Raw genomic sequence first — 20,463 nt, forward strand, 5'->3', positions numbered from 1 at the left:
CGGTAACTTTCCGTTGAGGGGTTGGTCCGACGATCTGCCCTGCGAACGGGTTGGTCGAGGAGTTCGGGGAGGTCACGTGGCACGCATGCCGAAAGGGCGGCGGAGGGCTGAGTCGCCCGCCGTCACCCTGTGCGTGCCCGTGGCCGCCTCAGGCGGTCAGGCTCAGACGATCGTGACGCGGGAAAGCCGGATGGCACGGTTCGTGGCCGGCTCCCGGTTCGGTCGTCTGCTGGCCATCGGTGGCCTGATCGCCGCCGGCTGGCTCCTGAGCGTTCTCTTCGCCTGTCTAGGCGCCGCTCCCGCGGCTGCGGATGCCCATATCCCCGCGGGTCGGGCGCCGACTGTCGAAGCCTCTAAAACGATCAGGGTCGGTCAGGCCGATGCCGCGAAGGCCTCCAGGGCCGGAGCGGCGGGTCATTCCGTCTCCCCACCCCTCCATGTCGCTGCCGGGTCGGCGTTGGCCGACGGTTTCCCCACGGTCAGCGACAGCGCCCTGGCAGATGCCGGGGCGATGGCCGGGCGCACCGTCGACGGCCTCACCAGCCAGTCGAAGCCCGCTCTTCCCGCACCATCCACCGCCGACCACTCAGCCGGGGACAACGGTTTCGTGCCCCGGGGCGGTGGCTCCGGTCCATACGGGCCGGGTATCGGGGACGTCGCGAGGTCCGTTTTCGACCCGCGGCTCATGGTCGCGCCCGCTCTCGTGGCGAGTGCGCCCGCCCCTGTCGTCCGCACCGCAGCGGACGACCCTTCTTTCTCTCCCGACTGATCCCGCCTCTGCACCGGCCCTGACCTGAGCTGTCCGGCCGGTGGCGGAGCGCGCCGCTGATCTCTTCCCCCCGGGAGTGACCTGTGCCGTCTCCGCGCGGGTGAAGCGTCATTCCAGTCTCGCGACGAAACCTCGGGCTCCACCGTGCGGCTGTGCGGCCTCTCACGTGGCATCCCCGTGTGCTCTTCGCGGTCTGTCAGGTACTCCCCCAAGAAATCACCAAGGAGCGATCTGTTATGCGAACGTGGGCGAAGGGCTCCGCTCCCGCAGCTCTTCTTGCGGTAGGCGTCATGGCTCTCAGCAGTGGTACGGCTCTGGCCGACACCTCCGGCACCGGTTCGGTGGGCGGCGGCAACCAGATCAACCTGCCGATCAACATTCCCATCGACATCAGCGGCAACGCCGTCGCCGTGGCCGGCGAGTCGTCGGCGTCTTCCCGCGGCGGCTCGTCCGTCCAGGGCTCCGGCGCGGGCGGCATCCAGGGCAGCACCTCCGGGCACGGCAGCGTGCTGGGCGGCAACCAGGTGAACGCACCGATCAGCGCCCCCATCAACGCCTGCGGCAACGCCGTCTCCCTGGTCGGACGCTCCGACGCCGGCTGCGAGGGCGGCGCGGCCGTCAGGAACGGCGGTGGCGGCGGAGGCGCGGGCGGCAACCGCACCGACGGGCGTCACAGCATCCTCGGCGGCAACCAGATCGTCGCCCCGATCACCGCTCCGATCAACGCGTGCGGCAACGCGGTGGCCGTCCTCGGCGAGGCGGCCGCGGGGTGCCGGGGCGGTTCGTCGGTCCAGAACGGCGGCGGCGGGCGTGGCGCGGGCGGCAACCTCACGTCCGGGCACTCCTCCGTCCTCGGCGGCAACCAGATCGTCGCTCCCATCACCGCTCCGATCAACGTCTGCGGCAACTCCGTCGCCGTCATCGGCGGGGCGTTCTCCGGGTGCCGGGGCGGTGCGCACGTCAAGGGCGGCGGCGGTGGCAACGGCTACAACGGGAACGGCCCGCGTCCCGGCCCAGGCGCCGGGGGGAACTACACCGACGGGCGCCACAGCATCCTCGGCGGCAACCAGATCATCGCCCCGATCACCGCTCCGATCAACGTCTGCGGCAACTCCGTCGGCAACGGCAGCGCGGGCTGCGAGGGCGGCATCAGCGTCCCGCCCGCAGGCCGTGGCGGCGGCGCGGGCGGCAACCGCACGTCCGGTCACTCCTCGGTGCTCGGCGGCAACCAGATCGTCGCTCCCATCACCGTTCCGATCAACGTCTGCGGCAACTCCGTCGCCGTGCTCGGCGAGGCCTTCGCGGGCTGCCGTGGCGGCGCCACGGTCAAGGGCGGCGGGGGTCGTGGCGCGGGCGGCAACCTCACCGACGGGCGTCACAGCATCCTCGGCGGCAACCAGATCGTCGCCCCGATCACCGCTCCGATCAACGTCTGCGGCAACGCGGTGGCCGTCCTCGGCGACGCCGCCGCGGGTTGCCTAGGCGGCGCGCACGCGGGCGGCGGCGGTGGCGGGCAGAACGGGTACGGCCACTGGGCGCGCAGCTCAGGCCGGGTCTCCAGCGCCCGGCCGGAGGGCTACGGCCTGCTCTCGGAGATGCCTCTCGTGTCGGCGCTCCACGGCGAGCGCGGGGCGGGCGACGTGACCCGCCAGACCGGCGAGGCCGCGCCGGCCGGTGGGCTTCCCGAGCCGCTCGGCCTGCCTAAGCCGCCGCTCGGCCTGCCCGAGCTCCCGGTGACGCCGGGCCGCGCCGATGGGGTCCAGAAGCCCTCGGCGCCCGACGCCGACAGCCCGCTCGGGACGGTCGGGAAGGTCCTCTCCGGCACCCCCGCCTCCGGCCTCGTCGGCGGCTCCGCGACCCGCGACCTGCCGGTCAACACGGGCCTGATGAGCGCCGAGCAGCCGATGGGCGTCACGGGCATGAACACCGGATCGCTGGCGGCCCTGCTCGTCGGCGCTCTGTTCGCCGCCTCGGCCACCCTGTTCGCCGGCACCCGCCGCCTCCGCCTCCGGCGGAAGTGAGCCGGGCTGTGACCCCAGGTCATTCCGCCGTGATCCCAACGGCGGAACCCAGACCCTTCATCGTGAGAGCGGTGAAGCCGTGAGCCCTTCGCCGTGAGAGCGGTGAAGAAGCAGAGACCTCGCCGTGAGGCCGCGGTGAGGACGCAGGCCCCTCGCCGCCGGAGTGCGGTGAGGACGTAAGCCCTTCGCCGGGTCATCGCGGCGGAGTCATAGACGCTTCGCCGTCGCGAGTTCGGCCGTGGTACTGGGCCGCTGAGCTGGACTCGCGCGGCGGAGCACAGATGCTTTGCCCGTTCCGGGGGCGCGGCCCGGAGCGGGCAAAGCCATGTCCGGGGGGTTACAGTGGGGCCGACGGAGATTACAGTGTGCTGGCCACTCGTAGGATCTTGCGGCGCAGCCGTACGTACCGACGGCCATCGGGATACAGCCGCAGGAGGTCCAGCTCCCAATGTCCGTATTCAGCATGCTCAGTAAGAACCCTGCGAGCGGTTTCCCGCGAGGTCCCGCGCGGGAGATACAGGTCCAAATAGGAGTACTCGAGCACAGCGGTTAGTCTCCGAAGGGTGTGCAAGGGGACGCTGGCACTCTCTGGGCTCTATTCTGCGTCCTCGTGGGTATCGGGTCCAGGTAGGTGGAACACCGGCAAGTGACCGGGTAGTCCGACGGGTTACCTTCATGCCTGTGACGGATCAATCGGAGCGCCGCCCTCGGTGCTTCGTGCATGATCGACAGGAGAACGACAGCGAACAGCGAGGTAGGAAGCAGCGTGCCAGCCAACAACGGCAACGCCGGCGGAACCCGCCTGGTGATCGTCGAGTCGCCGGCGAAGGCGAAGACGATCGCCGGGTACCTCGGGCGCGGCTACATCGTGGAGTCCAGCATCGGCCATATTCGGGATTTGCCCGAAAAGGCCGACGACATCCCCGAGAAGTACAAGGGCGAGGCATGGGCTCGCCTCGGGGTGAACGTGGACCACGAGTTCGAGCCTCTCTACGTTGTGAACCCGGACAAGAAGTCGCAGGTGTCCAAGCTCAAGCAGCTGCTCAAGGACGCCGACGAGCTCTACCTCGCCACTGACGAGGACCGCGAGGGCGAGGCGATCGCCTGGCACCTGCAGGAGGTCCTCAAGCCCAAGGTCCCCGTGCACCGCATGGTGTTCCACGAGATCACGCCCCAGGCCATCCGTGACGCGGTGTCCAACCCGCGTGCCCTGAACCTCCGCCTGGTCGACGCGCAGGAGACCCGCCGCATCCTCGACCGGCTCTACGGCTACGAGGTCAGCCCGGTCCTGTGGAAGAAGGTCAAGCCCCGCCTCTCGGCCGGGCGCGTGCAGTCGGTCGCCACCAGGCTGGTCGTGGAGCGCGAGCGCGAGCGCATCGCGTTCACCTCGGCCGACTACTGGGACCTGCAGGCGCTCTTCGACACCGGCCGCGACGAGGACCCGAGGGCCTTCAACGCGACGCTGACCGGCGTGGACGGCCGCAGGGTCGCCCAGGGCCGCGACTTCGCCAGCACCGGCGCGATCAAGAGCCCGGAGACCCTCCACCTGGACGAGCAGGCCGCACGGGCCCTCGCGCAGCGCCTGGAGAGCTCCACCTATTCGGTCACGTCGGTCGAGAGCAAGCCGTACACGCGCAAGCCGTACGCGCCCTTTCGCACCACGACCCTCCAGCAGGAGGCGAGCCGGAAGCTCGGCTTCTCCGCCAAGTACACGATGCAGGTCGCCCAGAAGCTGTACGAGAACGGCTTCATCACCTACATGCGTACCGACAGCACCACGCTGTCCGAGACCGCTCTGGCCGCCGCCAGGAACCAGGCCGTGCGGCTGTACGGCTCCGAGTACGTCCCGGACAAGCCCAGGGTGTACGCGAGCAAGGTGAAGAACGCCCAGGAGGCTCACGAGGCCATCAGGCCCTCTGGGGACGAGTCCACGCCCGGCGAGACCGGGCTCACCCAGGACATGTTCCGGCTCTACGAGCTGATCTGGCAGCGCACGGTGGCCTCCCAGATGAAGGACGCCGTCGGCGAGTCGGTCAGCGTGCGCATCGCGGGCACCTCCAGCACCGGCGAGAGCGTCGAGTTCAGCGCCTCCGGCCGCACGATCACCTTCTACGGCTTCCTGAAGGCGTACGTGGAGGGCGCGGACGACCCGTCGACCGCCCGTGACGACTCGGTGAGCCGGCTCCCCAACCTCGGCCAGGGCGACCCGCTGACGGCCCTGGAGCTGGGGGCCGAGGGGCACTCCACCCGGCCGCCCTCCCGCTTCACCGAGGCGTCGCTGGTCAAGGAGCTGGAAGACCGCGAGATCGGCCGCCCGTCGACGTACGCGTCGATCATTGGCACGATCCTCGACCGGGGCTACGTCTTCAAGAAGGGCACGGCGCTGGTGCCGTCCTTCCTGGCGTTCGCCGTGGTCAACCTGCTCGAACAGCACTTCGGCAACCTCGTCGACTACGACTTCACCGCCGAGATGGAGAAGGTCCTCGACGACATCGCCAACGCCAGGGCCGAGCGGGTTCCCGAGCTTCGCCGCTTCTACTACGGCGAGCAGGGCGACGACGGCCTGAAGGAGCTGGTCAGCGACCTCGGCGACATCGACGCCCGCGAGATCAGCTCGTTCTCGATCAAGGGCACCGACATCGTCATCCGCGTCGGGCGGTACGGCCCCTACCTCGACCGCGACGGGGCACGCGTCAACGTCCCCGAGGACCTCGCGCCCGACGAGCTCACGGCGGAGAAGGCCGAGGAGCTGTTCAGCCAGCCGAGCGGCGAGCGCGAGCTGGGGGTCGACCCGGCCACCGGGCACATGATCGTGGCCAAGACCGGGCGTTTCGGGCCGTACGTCACCGAGCTGCTTCCCGAGGAAGAGGCTCCCGCCGACGGCAAGAAGAAGACCAAGAAGGTCGCCGCCAAGCCGCGTACGAGCTCCCTGCTCAAGTCGATGTCGCTGGACACCGTGACGCTGGAGGACGCTCTCAAGCTGCTGTCCCTGCCCCGCGTGCTGGGGGAGATCGACGGCGAGGAGGTCACCGCGCAGAACGGCAGGTTCGGGCCCTACATCAAGAAGGGGACGGACTCCCGCTCGCTGGCCTCGGAGGAGGAGCTCTTCACGGTCACGATCGAGCAGGCCAAGGAGCTGTTCGCCCAGCCCAAGCAGCGGGGGCGCGGCCGTGCGGCCGCCGCTCCGCCGCTGCGCGAGCTCGGGGTGGACCCGGTCTCCAAGAAGCCCGTCGTGGTCAAGGAGGGCCGTTTCGGGCCGTACGCGACCGACGGCGAGACCAACGCGTCGCTGCGCAAGGAAGACTCCGTGGAGGAGATCACGATCGAGCGGGCGGCCGAGCTGCTCGCCGAGCGCCGTGCCCGTGGCCCGGCTCCGAAGCGCACGCGCGCGAAGGCCGGCGCCAAGTCCTGACGTGCCCCTGAGGACGCCTCACGCCTGCCGTGAGGCGTCCTTACGCGTTCTGAAGGGTCAGGCGAACAGGGAACGGCCCCAGTAGTCGCCGGCGTCGCGGAGCCCGGGCGGGCAGGCGAACAGGCCGCTGGAGACGTGCTTGATGTACTCGTTCAGCGTGTCCTTGCGGGCCAGCTCCATCTGGATGGAGACGAACTGCTTGTGCGGGTCCCGCTGGTAGGCGATGAAGAACAGCCCCGCGTCCAGCCGTCCCAGCCCGTCCGAGCCGTCCACGTAGTTGTAGCCCCGCCGCAGCAGGTGGGCGTTCCCGTGCGTCGAGGGGTGCGCGAGCCGTACGTGGGAGTCCATCGCGATGACCGGGGTGCCGTCGGCGTTCTTGGCGGCGAAGTCCAGCGCGTCGAACTCCTGCTTCTTGCCGAGCGGCGCGCCCTCGCCCTTGTCGCGGCCGAAGATCTGCTGCTGCTCGGAGAGCGACGTCCTGTCCCAGGTCTCGATGTTCATCCGGATCTTGCGGGTGACCATGTAGCTGCCGCCGCTCATCCACGCGGGGCCGTCACCGGGCGCGACCCACAGTTGCTGCCTGAGCAGGGCGGCGTCTTCGAGCTTGAGGTTGTTGGTGCCGTCCTTGAAGCCCATCAGGTTGCGCGGGGTGGCCTGGGCGCGCGAGGTCGAGGACGTACGGCCGAAGCCGAGCTGCGACCAGCGGATCGACACCTTGCCGAAGCCGATCCTCGCCAGGTTGCGCACCGCGTGCACCGCGACCTGCGGGTCGTGGGCGCAGGCCTGGACGCAGATGTCGCCGCCCGAGATCTCCGCGAGGAGGTCGTCCCCGGGGAACCTCGGCAGGTCGGCCAGGGCGGCGGGCTTCCTGCCCGCGAGGCCGAAGCGGTCGTCGAACAGCGACGCCCCGAAGCCGATGGTGATGGTCAGCCCGGACGCGGGCAGACCGAGAGCCTCGCCGGTGTCGTCCGGCGGGGCCTCGATCGCGCCGCCGACGGCGCCGAACGTCCCGGCGTCCTTGCCCTGGGTCATCCGTACCGCCGCGGCGGTCCACTCCTGGAGCATGTCGACCAGTTCGTCGCGCTTCTTGGTGATGACGTCGAAGCTGACGAAGTGCAGGCGGTCCTGGGCGGGGGTGACGATGCCGGCCTGGTGCTCGCCGTAGAACGGCACGGGGTCGGAGGCGGAGGCCGCCGCGGCGGGCGCGGGGCCCTCCAGGACGGCGTGGGTCGCGAACGCTCCCGCTCCGACGGCGGCCGCGCCTGCCGCTCCGATCCCGAACAGTTTGCGGCGGTTGATCTGCGTCACTTCGCCTCCTCGCCTGCCGGCCCGCCCGTACGCGGCCGGGCCTCGGGGCTGGGATCGCTCACTGGGCCACCACCGCGGCCACCTTGCTGATGGGCTCCGCGAGAGCGTTGATGGCGTCGGACAGTTCCTTCAGGTCGGCCTTGGACAGCTCGGTGTGGAGCTTCCAGCCGTCGCCCGACCTGTGCTTCCCCAGGGCTTCCTCGGCGGCGGGGAACTTCTCGTCGAGCGTCTTGACCAGGTCGGGGGCGCGCTCGGTGAGCACAGGGCGCAGGGCGGCGATCGCCCCCTTCGACCCTTCGAGGTTGGCGGCGAAGTCCCACAGGTCGGTGTGGGAGTAGCGGTCCTCCTCGCCGGTGATCTTCTTGGTGGCGACCTCGTCCAGGAGCGCCTTGGCGCCGGTGGCGAGCTTGAGGGGCTGGATCTTCTCGGTCGTGGCCCGCTCGACGATCTTCTTGATGTCGGCCATCAGCTTGTCGGCCAGCGGGCCGTCCTTGCTGATGTCCTTGGCCTGCCACAGGTCCTTCTCGATCTTGTGGAAGCCGGTCCACTCGGCGCCGGGCTCGACCGCGTCCTCGCGGGCGTCGATCGCCGGGTCGAGGTCGCCGAAGCTCTCGGCGACCGGCTCGATGCGCTCCCAGTACGTCCGGGCGACCGGGTACAGGGCCTTGGCCTTGTCGATGTCGCCGGCCTTGACGGCGTCCACGAACTCCTGGGACTTGACCAGCAGCGCGTCGGTCTGGCTCTTGACGTACCGCTCGTAGTCCTTGGCCGCCTGGGCGAGCTTGGCGTCGTCGGAGAGCGGCGCGGCCTCGCCGCTGACCTTCAGCGGGTTGCGGATGCCCTTGCCGATCATGCCCGGCTTGCAGGCCGCCTCGTACGCGCCGGCGGGCAGCTCGACGATGACCTCGCGGGTGAGCCCGGGGACGATGTTCTCCACCTCGCCCATCACGCGGTCGCCGGCGGCGTACACGTAGAACTCGGTGACCTTGCTGCCCCCGTTGGTGACCGAGAACGTCGAGGTGCCGGCGGGAAGGGCCGCCGTGGACACCTTGCAGTCGGTGTCGGAGGCCGCGACCGTGATCTTTCCGGGCTTGCCGGAGGTCTGGGCGGCCGTGTCGCCCCCGCCGCTCGTCGACGAGCAGGCGGTGAGCCCCGCCAGGGCCAGCGCGCCGGCGGTGAGGGCAAGGGGGGTACGCATCGTTCTCCAGTTCAGGTGGACCGAGGTCATGAGGAATGAAAGGTGGTCAGGAGGAGGCGGAAACCGCGGTCGTGGACGGCGCGCGGGAGGCGCCGGGCCCCTTGCGGGACGGCATGACGAACAGCACCAGCACCGGCACGAGGTAGGCCAGCCAGGCGATCGTCTCCAGGATGCTGGGCTGCGGGGTGAAGTTGAAGATCCCGCTGAGCAGGGTCGTGTACCAGGAGTCGGGCGGCAGGGCGCTCGTCAGGTCGAAGGCCGGAGTGTCGAGCACGCGCACCACGCCCGCCTCGATGAGGTCGTGCACGCCGTACTTGAAGATGCCCGCCGCGACCACGATCAGCAGCAGGCCGGTCCAGGTGAAGAACTTGCCGAGGTTGATGCGCAGCGCGCTCGCGTACAGCGCCCAGCCGAGCGCGATCGAGGTGGCGAGGCCGAGGCTGATGCCGATGAGCGGGGTGGCGCTGGAGGTCGCGCCCTGGGCGGCGGCGAAGAAGAGCAGCGCCGTCTCCAGGCCCTCGCGCGCCACCGCGAGGAAGGCCATGACGACCACGGCCCCGGCGCCGAGGTTCAGCGCGTCGCTGAGCTTGGCCCGCAGGTCGCCGGACAGACGCCGGGCGGCCGTGCGCATCCAGAAGATCATGAAGGTGACGAACACCGTGGCGGCGAGCGACGCGATCGCGTCGAAGAGCTCGTGCTGGCGCGAGTCGAGCTGGGCGGCGGTGAAGGTGAGCAGCGCGCCGAACCCGACCGACAGGGCCACGGCGGCGGCGACCCCGCCCCACACGAGCGGCAGCCGGTCACGGCGGTCGCTCTTGACCAGGAAAGCGACAAGGATGGACACGACAAGGGTCGCTTCGAGGCCCTCTCTCAGACCGATGAGGTAGCTCGCGAACACTGTGCTCTCCTTGGTGCTTGCCTTAGCCTTGCCTAAATTAGGACAGGATTACCTTATCCTTGGCAAGAGGGTGGCCCGCAGTGGGCACCAGCTTTCTGCGGGGCGGGTCTCGCGCGCGGGTGACTTTTCGCTGGCGCCGGGGAAGGCGCTGTTGCTCTCCGGTGAGAGCTGGAGGGTTGGCAGAGTGCCAGCTGGGAAGGTTGTCCGGTTCCGGATGCGGGATCATTCCGACCTTTCCCTGCATGTCGCCTGCGAGGGACACCGGGTAGGTAATACGCTCGGGGGAGGAGCAGGTAGGCGATTCCGTCCTGCCTTCGATCCACCCCAGCCCAGCGAGCACCTGGATACGCTGACATCATGACCACCTCCGGCCGGTCCGCCACGCGTCGTAAGCCCCCGCACGTGCTGGCGAACGCACCATTTCGCCGGCTCTGGACGGCCATGGCGGTCTGCAGCCTGGGCGACTGGCTGAACATCATCGCGATCACGGCCTTCGCCGCGTACCTCACCCGCGACTCCGGCTACCAGGCGCAGAGCCTCGCCATCGGCGGCGTCTTCGTCGTCAAGATGCTGCCCGCCGTCCTGCTCGGGCCGCTCGCCGGCGCGTTCGCCGACCGGTTCGACCGGCGGCTCACGATGTTCTTCAGCGACCTGCTGCGGTTCGCGCTCGTGCTGTCGATCCCGCTGGTCGGCAGCTACCAGTGGATCATCGTCGCCACGTTCCTCGTGGAGTGCGTGAACCTCTTCTGGGTGCCCGCCAAGGACGCGACCGTGCCGAACCTCGTTCCGAAGGAGCGGCTGGAGGAGGCCAACCAGCTCAACCTGCTGGTGACGTACGGCACGGCACCGGTCGCCGCGGCGCTGTTCGCGGTGATCTCGGTGGTCGTCGAGGTGGTGGGCAAGGCCGTCCCGAGTCTGGCATGGGAGCCCGCCCACCCCGCGCTGGTCATCAACGCCCTCGCCTACCTGGTCTCCGCGTTCCTGATCTTCACGCTCAAGAGCATCCCCAAGGAGCACACGACCAGGGTCTCCACGCCCTCGATGCTCAGGCAGATCGTCGAGGGCTGGCGGTACGTCGGCGCGAACCGCATGGTGCGCGGCCTGGTCATCGGGATGCTCGGCGCCTTCGCGGCGGGCGGCGCGGTCATCGGCATCGCCAAGGTCTACGTCGTCACGCTCGGCGGCGGGGACGCCGCGTACGGCATGGTCTTCGCCGCGGTCTTCATCGGCATGGCCCTCGGCATCTTCTTCGGCCCGCGCCTGCTGAGCGAGCTGTCGCGGCGGCGCCTGTTCGGGCTGGCGATCATCACGGCTGGCATCGTGCTCGCCGCCACCGCGCTCATCCACAACCTGGTGATCGTGGTCATGCTGGTCGTCGTGCTCGGCGCGTGCGCCGGCATCGCGTGGATCATCGGGTACACGCTGATCGGCCTGGAGGTCGAAGACAGCCTGCGGGGCCGCACGTTCTCCTTCCTGCAGTCGCTCGCCCGGGTCACCCTCCTGCTCGTGGTCGCCGTCGCCCCCGCCCTCGCCGGCCTGTTCGGCAAGCACAGGTTCTCGATCGGCGCAGGGGTGGTCTACAACTTCGACGGCCCCAACCTCGTCATGCTGATCGGGGCCATCGTGGCGGTCGCCGTCGGCATGCTCGCCCTCCGGCATATGGACGACCGGCGCGACGTGCCCATCGGGTCCGACCTGATGGCCGCCCTGCGGGGCGAGCGGTTCGTGCCCGAGACCGCCGACCAGTCGCGCGGCCTGTTCATCGCCTTCGAGGGCGGCGAGGGGTCGGGCAAGACGACCCAGTCGCGGCTGGTCGCCATCTGGCTGCGCGACCAGGGCTTCGACGTCGTCCAGACCCGGGAGCCCGGTTCCACCAAGGTCGGCATGCGGCTCAGGGCGATCCTGCTGGACGCCGCCCACCAGGGGCTCTCCGCCCGCGCCGAGACGCTGCTGTACGCCGCCGACCGCGCCGAGCACGTCGAGAAGGTCATCCGCCCCGCGCTGTACCGCGGGGCGATGGTCACCTGCGACCGCTACGTCGACTCGTCGCTGGCCTACCAGGGAGCCGGGCGCGAGCTGGAGCCGCAGGACGTCGCCAAGGTCAACTCCTGGGCCACGAGTGGGCTGGTGCCCGATCTCACCGTGCTGATCGACGTGCCGCCGTCGGTCGGGCTCTCCAGGCTGGGCTCGCCCGCCGACCGCATCGAGTCCGAGCCGCTGCAGTTCCACGAGCGGGTCCGCCGCGAGTTCCGGGCGCTGGCCGCCGCCGACCCCGACCGCTACCTCGTCGTGGACGGACTCCAGAGCCAGGAGGAGATCTCCCGGCTGATCCAGGACCGCGTCCGCGAGATCCTTCCCGACCCCGTCCCGCAGGAGACCGAGGCCATCACCGGCACGATGCCCGCCATCCGCGACTAATCTGGCCTGCGTGACAGTCTTCGACGACCTGGTGGGCCAGGAGCAGGCGGCGGCGGTGCTCCAGCGCGCCGCGGCGGCCGCCGCCGAGGCCATCGCGGGAGGGCGGGGCGCGGGCATGACCCACGCCTGGCTGTTCACTGGCCCGCCCGGGTCGGGGCGCTCCGAGGCCGCTCAGGCCTTCGCCGCGGCCCTCCTCTGCCCCGACGGGGGCTGCGGCCACTGCGACCTGTGCCACCAGGTGAGCGTCGGCTCCCACCCCGACGTCGAGGTGGTACGTCCGCAGGGGCTGTCGTACAGCGTCAAGCAGACCCGTGAGCTGGTGCTGCGCGCCTCGGGCGCCCCCACGCTCGGGCGGTGGCGGGTCATGCTGTTCGAGGACGCCGACCGGGCCACGGAGGCCGCCGCGAACGCGCTGCTCAAGGCCATCGAGGAGCCTCCGCCGCGCACGGTGTGGCTGCTGTGCTCGCCCTCTCCGGACGACATGGTGATCACCATCAGGTCCCGGTGCCGGGTCGTCACCCTGCGCACGCCCTCGACGGAGGCGATCGCCCACGTGCTGGCCACACGCGACAACGTGCAGCCGGAGATGGCCCGGTTCGCCGCGCGGGCCACCCAGGGGCACGTCGGACGGGCGCGACGGCTCGCGCTGGATGACGAGGTGCGCCGCCGCCGTGAGGCCGTCCTGTCGCTGCCGCGCTCGCTGACCGGCGTCGGCGAGTGCGTCGACGCGGCCGAACGCCTGGTCAAGACCTCGTCGGAGGACGCCGAGGAGGCGACCACCCACCTCAACGAGTCCGAGACGACCGAGCTGCGCAAGATGTACGGCGAGGGCTCGACGGGCAAGGGGCTCAACAGGGGGCTCGTCCGAGGCGGCGCGGGCGCGATGAAGGACCTGGAGGACAGGCAGAAGTCGCGGGCGACCCGCATCAAGCGCGACTCGCTCGACGTGGCGCTGCTCGACCTGGTGGCCTTCTATCGTGACGTGCTGGCCGTGCAGTTCGGGGCCTCGGTCGAGCTGTCCACCGAGGACCGCGGGGCCGACCTCGCGGCGCTCGCGCGATCGAGCCCGCCGGAGGACACCTTGCGGCGGATCGACGCGATCATGCTCTGCCGCGAACGGCTGGCCGCCAACGTGAACCCCCAGATCGCCGTCGAGGCCATGACGATCTCCCTGTGGCGTCCCCGCCCGACGAGCTGATCACCGGCCCTCCGTAGGCTCACGGCAGGCCGTCGAGCCCCTGCCGGGCGTCTCCAACATCATCGACGGGGCATGTGCCGGTACCGGCACGTGCTAGCCACGCCGGTTGGGTATTGCCTTCCAGAACCGATGTGCGCGTAATGTGGGGCCCAAGCGCACCGGTTTCGCGCGAGTGTGCTTGGGCGCAGGCGTGAGCCGTACCGGCGAGGAGGCTGAGGCGTTCCGTGGGCATGATGATGGCCGTGAGCTTCGCTCGCTACGGGAGGCTCTACTATCTCGATCCGGGCGGCCACAGTCCGAAGGTCGGCGACAAGGTGCTGGTCCCGACGGACGCCGGGCCCGAGGTCGCCGAGTGCGTTTGGGCGCCGCAGTGGGTCAGCGAGGACATCGACGGCCTGCCGGTCTGCGAGGGCATCGCGGACGAGGAGCACCTGGGGCGTGACGAGGGAAACCGCCGCCGGCGCGCCGAGGCCCGCAGCGTGTCCAAGCGCCTGATCAAGCGGCACGAGCTGCCCATGAAGATCGTCGGCGTCGACTACCTCGACGCCGACAACGTCTACACGGTGTACTTCTCCGCTCCGCACCGGGTCGACTTCCGCGCGCTCGTCCGGGACCTCGCCCGCAACCTGCGCGCCAGGGTCGAGTTACGGCAGATCGGGCCGCGTGACGAGGCGCGGCTGCAGGGCGGCATCGGCCCCTGCGGGCGTGACCTGTGCTGCGCGACCTTCCTCAAGGACTTCGAGCCGGTGTCGGTCCGCATGGCCAAGGACCAGGATCTCCCGGTCAATCCGCTGCGCATCGCCGGGGCCTGCGGGCGCCTGATGTGCTGCCTCAAGTACGAGCACCCCTTGTACCAGGAGTTCAGGGCGTCGGCGCCGCGCGTGGGGCTCGCGGTGGACACGCCCGAAGGCTCGGGAACCGTCGTCGGGCACAACGTGCCTTCCGACTCGGTCGTCGTGCGGTTGAACGACGGGGGACGCAGGTGCGCATGCTCGCGGGCGAGCGTGTGCGCGCCGCGCAAGCAGCACGACGCGAAGTACGGCGGACAGGAATCCGCTGAGGAGTGAAAGCCCAGGTGGGCGGGGTAGGAACTAAGCGCCGCGCGGTTGATCAACTGGCCGGCGTTCCACAACGGGGGATAGGTGGTCGGCGCATGATGCGCTTTTCAGGCGCTAGCCGTACGGCTACCGCTCTTGTCGCGGCGATGCTGGTCGCCTCCGCGTGCTCCGCCAAGGGAGCCGCGGAGCATCCGAAGGACGGATCGGTTGATCCCCCGGCCGGCGCGGCCGCCACCCAGGCGCCTTCGGACGCGCTCGCGCCCTTCTACACGCAGAAGATCGCCTGGACGCCCTGCAAGGACAACTTCCAGTGCGGCCGGCTCGACGTCCCGCTCGACTACGCCAACCCCGGCGGCGAGCGCATCAAGATCAGCTTGGTGCGGCTCCCCGCCACGGGCACTGACCGCGTCGGATCGATCCTGCTCAACCCCGGAGGCCCCGGCGGGTCCGGCATCGAGTACGCCCGCGCCGCCAAGACCGTGCTGAGCCCGGCCGTCCTGTCCCGGTTCGACACCGTGGGCTTCGACCCGCGAGGCGTCGGCGAGTCCTCTCCCGTCCGCTGCCTCTCCGGTGCCCAGCTGGACAAGTTCATCGGGCTCGACGGGACTCCTGACAACCCGGCCGAGGTCGCCGCGCTGGCGAAGGGCGCCAAGGAGTTTGCCGAGGGGTGCGAGGCCAAGTCGGCCAAGCTCCTGCCGCACGTCGGCACGGCCGACGCCGCCCGCGACATGGACGTCCTGCGGGCCGCCCTCGGCGACAAGGGCCTGACCTACCTGGGCAAGTCGTACGGCACCTACCTGGGCGCGGTCTACGCGGACCTGTTCCCGAAGAAGGTCCGCGCCCTGGTCCTGGACGGTGCCATCGATCCCTCCCTCCCCCCGGTGCCGGACATCAACGCCGCCCAGGCACGCGGTTTCGAGGTGGCGTTCCGCTCGTTCCTGGACGACTGCTTCAAGGAATCCTCGTGCCCGTTCTCCTCCAGGAACACCGAGATGGCGCTGACGCAGCTCTCGAACCTGCTGCAGGCCGCCGACCAGCATCCGCTGCGTAACAACACCGGCGACGGCCGCAAGATCGACGAGTCCTGGACGACGCTGGGCATCGTCACCGCGCTCTACGACAAGCGCTCGTGGCCGGTCCTGCGGGCCGCCCTCGGCCAGGCGTTCCGCGGCGACGGCACCACACTGCTGAAGCTGGCCGACATCCTGGTCGACCGCCACCAGGACGGCACGTACTCCAACCAGACCGAGGCCAACATGGCCGTCAACTGCCTCGACCATCCGTACCCGCACAAGATCTCCGCATACGAGGACGCCGCGCGGGCGGCGCAGAAGGAGTCCCCGCACTTCGGGGCGTACGTCATGTGGGGCTCGCTGCCGTGCGAGTACTGGCCGGTCAAGCCGACGGGCGTCAACAAGCCCCTCAAGGCCGCCGGCTCACCCCCGATCGTGGTCGTCGGCACCCAGCGCGACCCGGCGACGCCGTACGAATGGGCGAAGTCCCTGGCCTCGGAACTGTCGTCGGGCGTCCTCCTCAGCTACGACGGCGACGGCCACACCGCCTACCGCACCGGCTCGACGTGCATAGACGAAGCCGTAGACCGCTACCTGATCTCCCTGACCCCACCCAGCAAGGGCACCCTGTGCCCGAAGGTGACGTAGCAGGGTCTACGCGGCGGGTTCGCCCACATCTCGGCGCATCCAGCAATCGGTCCCACTCGTAATGCGCAGGGGTGTGAGACGCCCTTAGGCAGTTCCATCGACTCACAGGGCGTTCTCCGGTCGGGGAGCGCCCTTGATCGTTAGTCGCGGTTCTGGTCGTCTCCCCACGGCACACGGCCTGTCCGCGCGTATTAGGCTCAGATCCAGGCTGACGTCCCGCATTCAGCGACCAGCCCTGGGCTGGTTCCCAGCCGGAGCGTCTGGCGGCAACCGCCATGACTTCTCGCTCGTGGACTCACGATTGTGCCGCCACCGATTCGTACGTCGAGAGCCCTCCCACGCCGTCGAGCGCTGGTCGCATCCCCCTTCCGGTTCCAAGGAGCTGTCCCATGTCCGCGAGTAAACGCCGTCTGCGCTGGAACGCCGTGCCGCAGGATGTTCGCCGTGCCATCGAGGACCTCCTCGACGGCCAGGTGGTCGACGCCCGCAGTTGTGCCGGCGGGTTCTCGCCCGGCCTGGCCTCACGACTGCGCCTTGCCGACGGCCGGCGCTTCTTCGTCAAAGCCATCAACGCCGACCGATGGCCCTTCGAGGTAGCCGCCTATCGCGACGAAGCACTCGTGGCAGCCGCCCTACCGGCGGACATTCCAGTGCCCCGGATGATCGGGGCCATCGACGACGGGCACTGGGTCGCCCTCGCCTTCGAGCACATCGACGGCACCGAACCGGCACAACCCTGGACCATTCCCGAACTGAGGCGGGTGCTCGCGCGGCTCACGAGCCTGTCGCAGATGCTGACCCCCTCGCCCACAGCCCTGTCGCACGAGCATCCACGACTGGGGGGATGGGCCGAAGTCGCCGCAGACCCTGAACTGCTGAGACTGCTTCCGGAGCAGTCCCGGTGGGCGGCGGACAACCTCCCGTTACTCGTCAGCGCCGAACAGGAAGGGCATCAGTTCGCGTACGGGGAATCCCTCGTTCACTTCGACCTGTTCCCGCACAACGTCCTCCTCACTGACGACCAGGTCTGGTTCGTCGACTGGCCACACGCCAGGCTCGGCTCACCGATCATCGACCTCGTCATCCTGCTGTCGAGCGTCGCGGCCGACGGCATCGATCCGGACCCGTTCCTTCAGGAGCACCCGATCGCCGCGGGACTCTCCCCACGCGCCATCGACGGTGTGATCGCCGCCCATGCCGGCGCGTTCCTTGGCAGCGCCCTCCACCCAGCATCACCGGGACTGGAACCGATCGTCCAGACCAAACGCGCCATCGGCCTGGCCACTCTCACCTGGCTCCAACGGCGACTCGCCCGACACGGCTGACCCTGCGCATCGCCGTTTTCTGGACTGACCCAACACCCCGGCACGGCGACTGTGGCGGTGGGCGGGGGCTGGTGTCGGGGGTTGGGGGGCGCGTACGGTGTTCGGCGTCGTGGGCGGGTTCGGGTGGGCGGGGGTTGAGTGATGAACGCGGATGCACGGGTCGAACGGGCGAGGCTGCTCTATGAACGTGCGGTCTTCGGTGGCGATGCCGGCGTGCTCCCGGCGGCCGACCGTGAGCTGGACGCGGTGGAGGCGGATCTCGCGCTGGCGCGTGGCCGGGTCATGCACGCGCGTTCCCTTGAGGACAGGAACGAGGATCCGCAGGAGCTGGCGCTGTTCGAGCGTGCGGCGCGGCTCTACCGGGAGCTCGGCGACCTGCGCGGCGAGGGTGAGTCGCTGCTCTGGATCGGCATCTTCCACCAGGTCGTCCGCGATGACGGCGACGCCGCGCTTCCGGCCCTTGAGCGGTCGTACGAGCTCGCGGGGCAGGCCGGTGACACGCTGACGCTGTCGTACGCGCTTCGGCACCTCGGATTCGCGGAGCACATGGCCGGCCGGTTGGACGCGGCGCGGGAGCGGCTGGAGGAGTCGACGCGGCTTCGCCGGGAGCTGGGTTTCCTGCCCGGCGTCGCGGCGAACCTGGTCGGGCTGGTCTATGTCGCCGTTGCCCAGGGGCGCCGCGACGACGCGCTCGCGCTGGTCGAGGAGGCGGCGGCGATCGCCGAAGCCAGTGGCGCGAAGGGCATCATGCGCCAGATCGATGAGGCACGCACGCAGCTGTAGAAGCCGTCAACCGGCTGTCGGGCGCCGGAACAGTGCGGACAGGAGAAACGGGAGGCCGAAGAGCGGGCCGTCGGGGGGCTGCTCTTCCATGCGCCGCATCTCGACCTCGGTGTAGTCGGAGAAGATCCAGCGCAGCGCGTCGGGTGTGTAGGCGAGGCCTCCGTGCAACCGGCCTTCGCGGTAGAACTCGTCGTCGGGCAGTTCGGAGCCCATGGCGCCCGCGGCGAAGCAGGTCAGGGCGAGGTGACCGCCGGGAACGAGCACCCGGTCCAGCAGGTCGCGGTAGCTCACCCGGCGGTGTGGCGGCAGGTGGTGCAGGCAGCCGGAGTCATAGACCAGGTCATATCGGCCGAGCTCAAGCTCGGCGGTGAAGGCGTCACCGCAGTGGAAGCGGACATCGGCGCCGGCCTCGCGGGCTCGCTCCTCGCCCCAGGCCACAGCGGTGGAGGAGAGGTCGACGGCGTCCACCTCGAAGCCGAGCGAGGCGAGGTGGATGGCGTTGCGACCCGGTCCGCAGCCCAGGTCCAGGGCACGTCCCGGGGTGAGCAGTCCTCGATCGAGGTAGGACGCCAGGCTCTCGTCCGGCTTGGTCGCGAAGAAGGGAACGGGCTTCGAGCGGTCGGCGTAGAAGCCGTCCCACCATGTCGAGGCGTCCCCCGTCCACCGGTCCGCGTCCGGGGCGAAGAGTCGATCCAGCAGGTGCATGACGTCGTCTACTGAGCGGATGGTCCGGTCCACCTGGAACCTCCCGAGAAGGTGGCCGCCCCGCGCGGCCGACCAATCTGGATCTTAGTCGCGATCGGACACATCAGCGCAGGTCAGATGGGTCTCCCTGACCCTCCTGGAGGGCCGTCCAGGCGTCTTCCAGGACCGCGGGGCACCGCCCTCCGGGCGTGCGGTGCTTGCTCGCCGGCACTCTCGTGAGGGACGGCCGCGGGCATCTCAGCATCGCCTCAGGCCCCGGTTCATAAGGGTCCGAATGTGTTCTTGCTCACATCGGAAGGATCAAGGGCCGGAAGCAGGCCGGCCCCGAGCGGCGGGTTTCCGCGTGGAACCGGCCGTGGTCTTCCAGCCGGGAGCCGTTCGCTGCGGGCGCGGCATGCCCTCCTCGCGTCGTCGCTTCAGCGGGAGATTTAAAGAACGGCTGTAGTCGTTTTCAGAGACTCCACGAGGCGTCACTGCTTGGTGGTGAAGATGATTTCCACGCGGCGGTTCTTCGCGCGGTTCTCCTTGATCGGGCGGCCCTGGACGATGTTGGGCAGCTTGGGGCGGGTCTCGCCGAAGCCCTTGGCCTGGAAGGTCACGCCCGACAGCTTCCCTTGGAGCGCCTGGCGTACGGCCTGGGCCCGCTTGAGGGAGAGCACGTTGTTGTAGGCGTCGGTGCCCTGGTCGTCGGTGTGCCCCTCGACCTTGACCACCCCGCCCGTCGACTCGGCCTGGATCTTCGCGGCGACCTGTTCCAGCCGTTTCCGCGCCCGCGGCGTCAGCACGGCCTTGTCGAGCGCGAACAGCACGTCGCTGGTGAGCGCCACGGTGACTTCCTCGCCGCTCTTGGACTCGCTCTCCGTGCCGTCCATGGACTCGGTCTCCGGCACGATGTCCTCGACGGGGAACACCAGGTCCTCGACGGTGAAGACGGCGTCCGGCGGGACCGCGGGATCGGCCCAGGCGGCCGAGCCGGCCCCGGCCACGAGCGCCGAGCCGACCACCAGTCCGGCCGCCAGCAGGCGCGGCGTGAGCCGGCGTGCAGAGGCCCACCGCGTCGCGGGCCGCCGCGTGCCGAGCCGTTCAGGAGATGGGGACATCGGTGAACACCCCCAGGTCGGGGAACTCGATGTTGACCTTGGTGACGTCGGCGGGCGGCGCGCCGTACACCGCGTACATCTCGAGGGACTCGCCGCTCTTGATGCGCTCGTTGACGCGGCTGCACACGCACTTGGCGTCCTCGCCGGTGCCGTTGCGGGCGACGCGGTAGCGCCTGCCGTTGACGGGATCGATCAGCGTGACGCCCCCGACGGTGAAGTCCAACGTGGCCGCGCCCAGCTTGGCGCCGACGTACCAGTCGCCGTTGTCGGTGTCGACGTTGTTCACGGTCCAGGTCAGCGTGGCTATCTTGCCCTGCCGCTTGAGGCCGGTGATGTCGATGCGCAGGCCGCTGCCGTCGTGCGCGACCTTGCGGCTGGCGATGGCGCTGAGCTCCTCGGTCGCGGCGGCCGGCTGCTCCTCGGTCGCGGTGGCCATCGGCTGCACTTCGGTGGGGGCCGGAGCCGTGGTCGGTTCATCCGCCTTCGTCTTCGTCTGGGAGGCCGACTGCTTCTCCTCTCCGCCGCCGGCCTGCTGGCCTGGCAGCATCCCGCAGCCCGCCAGCATGGCCGCCGCCGCGACCAGAGAGAGCATCTTGATTCGCATGTTCG

16 protein-coding genes are annotated in these 20,463 nt (G+C 69.9%); 9 read left to right on the plus strand and 7 right to left on the minus strand.

What is annotated here, in order from left to right:
• Nucleotides 1–85: 85 nt before the first annotated feature.
• Nucleotides 86–769 (plus strand): hypothetical protein, encoded by a 684-nt coding sequence (locus OG589_RS37545; RefSeq protein ID WP_405152206.1) that lies wholly within the window; start codon nucleotides 86–88, stop codon nucleotides 767–769.
• 290 nt (nucleotides 770–1,059) lie between these two features.
• On the plus strand, nucleotides 1,060–2,790 hold the full coding sequence (locus OG589_RS37550) for a chaplin family protein (protein WP_405143174.1): 1,731 nt from the start codon (nucleotides 1,060–1,062) through the stop codon (nucleotides 2,788–2,790).
• 358 nt (nucleotides 2,791–3,148) lie between these two features.
• On the opposite strand, the gene OG589_RS37555 is transcribed toward OG589_RS37550, so the two are convergent.
• On the minus strand, nucleotides 3,149–3,334 hold the full coding sequence (locus OG589_RS37555) for a DUF5703 family protein (RefSeq protein WP_262847182.1): 186 nt from the start codon (nucleotides 3,332–3,334) through the stop codon (nucleotides 3,149–3,151).
• Between the two features lie 222 nt (nucleotides 3,335–3,556).
• Between OG589_RS37555 and topA the strand changes: the two genes are divergently transcribed.
• The gene (gene topA, locus OG589_RS37560; RefSeq protein WP_405143175.1) at nucleotides 3,557–6,202 is read left to right on the plus strand and encodes a type I DNA topoisomerase; all 2,646 of its coding nucleotides are present in this window, start codon (nucleotides 3,557–3,559) and stop codon (nucleotides 6,200–6,202) included.
• A gap of 57 nt (nucleotides 6,203–6,259) precedes the next feature.
• On the opposite strand, the gene efeB is transcribed toward topA, so the two are convergent.
• The 3 genes from efeB to efeU are packed head-to-tail and all read right to left on the minus strand — an operon-like array spanning nucleotide 6,260 to nucleotide 9,606.
• Nucleotides 6,260–7,510, minus strand: a complete 1,251-nt coding sequence (gene efeB, locus OG589_RS37565; RefSeq protein ID WP_405143176.1) for an iron uptake transporter deferrochelatase/peroxidase subunit — start codon at nucleotides 7,508–7,510, stop codon at nucleotides 6,260–6,262.
• A 58-nt stretch (nucleotides 7,511–7,568) separates the two neighbouring features.
• Nucleotides 7,569–8,708, minus strand: a complete 1,140-nt coding sequence (efeO, locus tag OG589_RS37570; protein WP_405143177.1) for an iron uptake system protein EfeO — start codon at nucleotides 8,706–8,708, stop codon at nucleotides 7,569–7,571.
• Nucleotides 8,709–8,754: 46 nt separating this feature from the next.
• Nucleotides 8,755–9,606, minus strand: coding sequence for an iron uptake transporter permease EfeU (gene efeU, locus OG589_RS37575; RefSeq protein ID WP_405143178.1), 852 nt, complete (start codon nucleotides 9,604–9,606; stop codon nucleotides 8,755–8,757).
• Between the two features lie 357 nt (nucleotides 9,607–9,963).
• On the opposite strand from efeU, the gene tmk reads away from it, so the two are divergent.
• The 6 genes from tmk (at nucleotide 9,964) to OG589_RS37605 (ending at nucleotide 18,049) form a co-directional block, all read left to right on the plus strand.
• Nucleotides 9,964–12,024: a dTMP kinase gene (gene tmk / locus OG589_RS37580; protein ID WP_405143179.1), complete on the plus strand. Its 2,061-nt coding sequence runs from the start codon at nucleotides 9,964–9,966 to the stop codon at nucleotides 12,022–12,024.
• Between the two features lie 10 nt (nucleotides 12,025–12,034).
• Nucleotides 12,035–13,222: a DNA polymerase III subunit delta' gene (locus tag OG589_RS37585; RefSeq protein ID WP_405143180.1), complete on the plus strand. Its 1,188-nt coding sequence runs from the start codon at nucleotides 12,035–12,037 to the stop codon at nucleotides 13,220–13,222.
• A gap of 230 nt (nucleotides 13,223–13,452) precedes the next feature.
• On the plus strand, nucleotides 13,453–14,289 hold the full coding sequence (locus OG589_RS37590; RefSeq protein ID WP_405152207.1) for a stage 0 sporulation family protein: 837 nt from the start codon (nucleotides 13,453–13,455) through the stop codon (nucleotides 14,287–14,289).
• Nucleotides 14,290–14,426: 137 nt separating this feature from the next.
• The gene (locus OG589_RS37595) at nucleotides 14,427–15,941 is read left to right on the plus strand and encodes an alpha/beta hydrolase (protein ID WP_405143181.1); all 1,515 of its coding nucleotides are present in this window, start codon (nucleotides 14,427–14,429) and stop codon (nucleotides 15,939–15,941) included.
• Between the two features lie 389 nt (nucleotides 15,942–16,330).
• Complete coding sequence (locus tag OG589_RS37600; protein ID WP_405143182.1) at nucleotides 16,331–17,266, plus strand: phosphotransferase; 936 nt, start codon at nucleotides 16,331–16,333, stop codon at nucleotides 17,264–17,266.
• Nucleotides 17,267–17,407: 141 nt separating this feature from the next.
• Complete coding sequence (locus OG589_RS37605; protein WP_405143184.1) at nucleotides 17,408–18,049, plus strand: tetratricopeptide repeat protein; 642 nt, start codon at nucleotides 17,408–17,410, stop codon at nucleotides 18,047–18,049.
• Nucleotides 18,050–18,055: 6 nt separating this feature from the next.
• On the opposite strand, the gene OG589_RS37610 is transcribed toward OG589_RS37605, so the two are convergent.
• From OG589_RS37610 to OG589_RS37620, 3 genes are all read right to left on the minus strand, one after another.
• Nucleotides 18,056–18,787, minus strand: coding sequence for a class I SAM-dependent methyltransferase (locus OG589_RS37610; RefSeq protein ID WP_405143185.1), 732 nt, complete (start codon nucleotides 18,785–18,787; stop codon nucleotides 18,056–18,058).
• A gap of 437 nt (nucleotides 18,788–19,224) precedes the next feature.
• Complete coding sequence (locus tag OG589_RS37615) at nucleotides 19,225–19,854, minus strand: OmpA family protein (RefSeq protein WP_405143186.1); 630 nt, start codon at nucleotides 19,852–19,854, stop codon at nucleotides 19,225–19,227.
• On the minus strand, nucleotides 19,838–20,458 hold the full coding sequence (locus OG589_RS37620; RefSeq protein ID WP_405143188.1) for a hypothetical protein: 621 nt from the start codon (nucleotides 20,456–20,458) through the stop codon (nucleotides 19,838–19,840). The genes OG589_RS37615 and OG589_RS37620 overlap by 17 nt, the downstream gene beginning before the upstream one ends.
• Nucleotides 20,459–20,463 lie beyond the last annotated feature (5 nt).

It is taken from the genome of Sphaerisporangium sp. NBC_01403 (assembly GCF_045040145.1).
In the GTDB taxonomy this organism is placed as follows: Bacteria; Actinomycetota; Actinomycetes; order Streptosporangiales; family Streptosporangiaceae; genus Sphaerisporangium; species Sphaerisporangium viridialbum.

Excerpts from the sequence above, each read along its gene's own strand:
- OG589_RS37545 (WP_405152206.1), top strand. The coding sequence starts at position 86 with ATGCCGAAAGGGCGGCGGAGGGCTGAGTCGCCCGCCGTCACCCTGTGC.
- OG589_RS37550 (WP_405143174.1), top strand. The coding sequence starts at position 1,060 with ATGGCTCTCAGCAGTGGTACGGCTCTGGCCGACACCTCCGGCACCGGT.
- efeO (WP_405143177.1), bottom strand. The coding sequence starts at position 8,708 with ATGCGTACCCCCCTTGCCCTCACCGCCGGCGCGCTGGCCCTGGCGGGG.
- tmk (WP_405143179.1), top strand. The coding sequence starts at position 9,964 with ATGACCACCTCCGGCCGGTCCGCCACGCGTCGTAAGCCCCCGCACGTG.
- OG589_RS37590 (WP_405152207.1), top strand. The coding sequence starts at position 13,453 with ATGATGATGGCCGTGAGCTTCGCTCGCTACGGGAGGCTCTACTATCTC.
- OG589_RS37595 (WP_405143181.1), top strand. The coding sequence starts at position 14,427 with ATGCTGGTCGCCTCCGCGTGCTCCGCCAAGGGAGCCGCGGAGCATCCG.
- OG589_RS37600 (WP_405143182.1), top strand. The coding sequence starts at position 16,331 with ATGTCCGCGAGTAAACGCCGTCTGCGCTGGAACGCCGTGCCGCAGGAT.
- OG589_RS37605 (WP_405143184.1), top strand. The coding sequence starts at position 17,408 with ATGAACGCGGATGCACGGGTCGAACGGGCGAGGCTGCTCTATGAACGT.
- OG589_RS37615 (WP_405143186.1), bottom strand. The coding sequence starts at position 19,854 with ATGTCCCCATCTCCTGAACGGCTCGGCACGCGGCGGCCCGCGACGCGG.
- OG589_RS37620 (WP_405143188.1), bottom strand. The coding sequence starts at position 20,458 with ATGCGAATCAAGATGCTCTCTCTGGTCGCGGCGGCGGCCATGCTGGCG.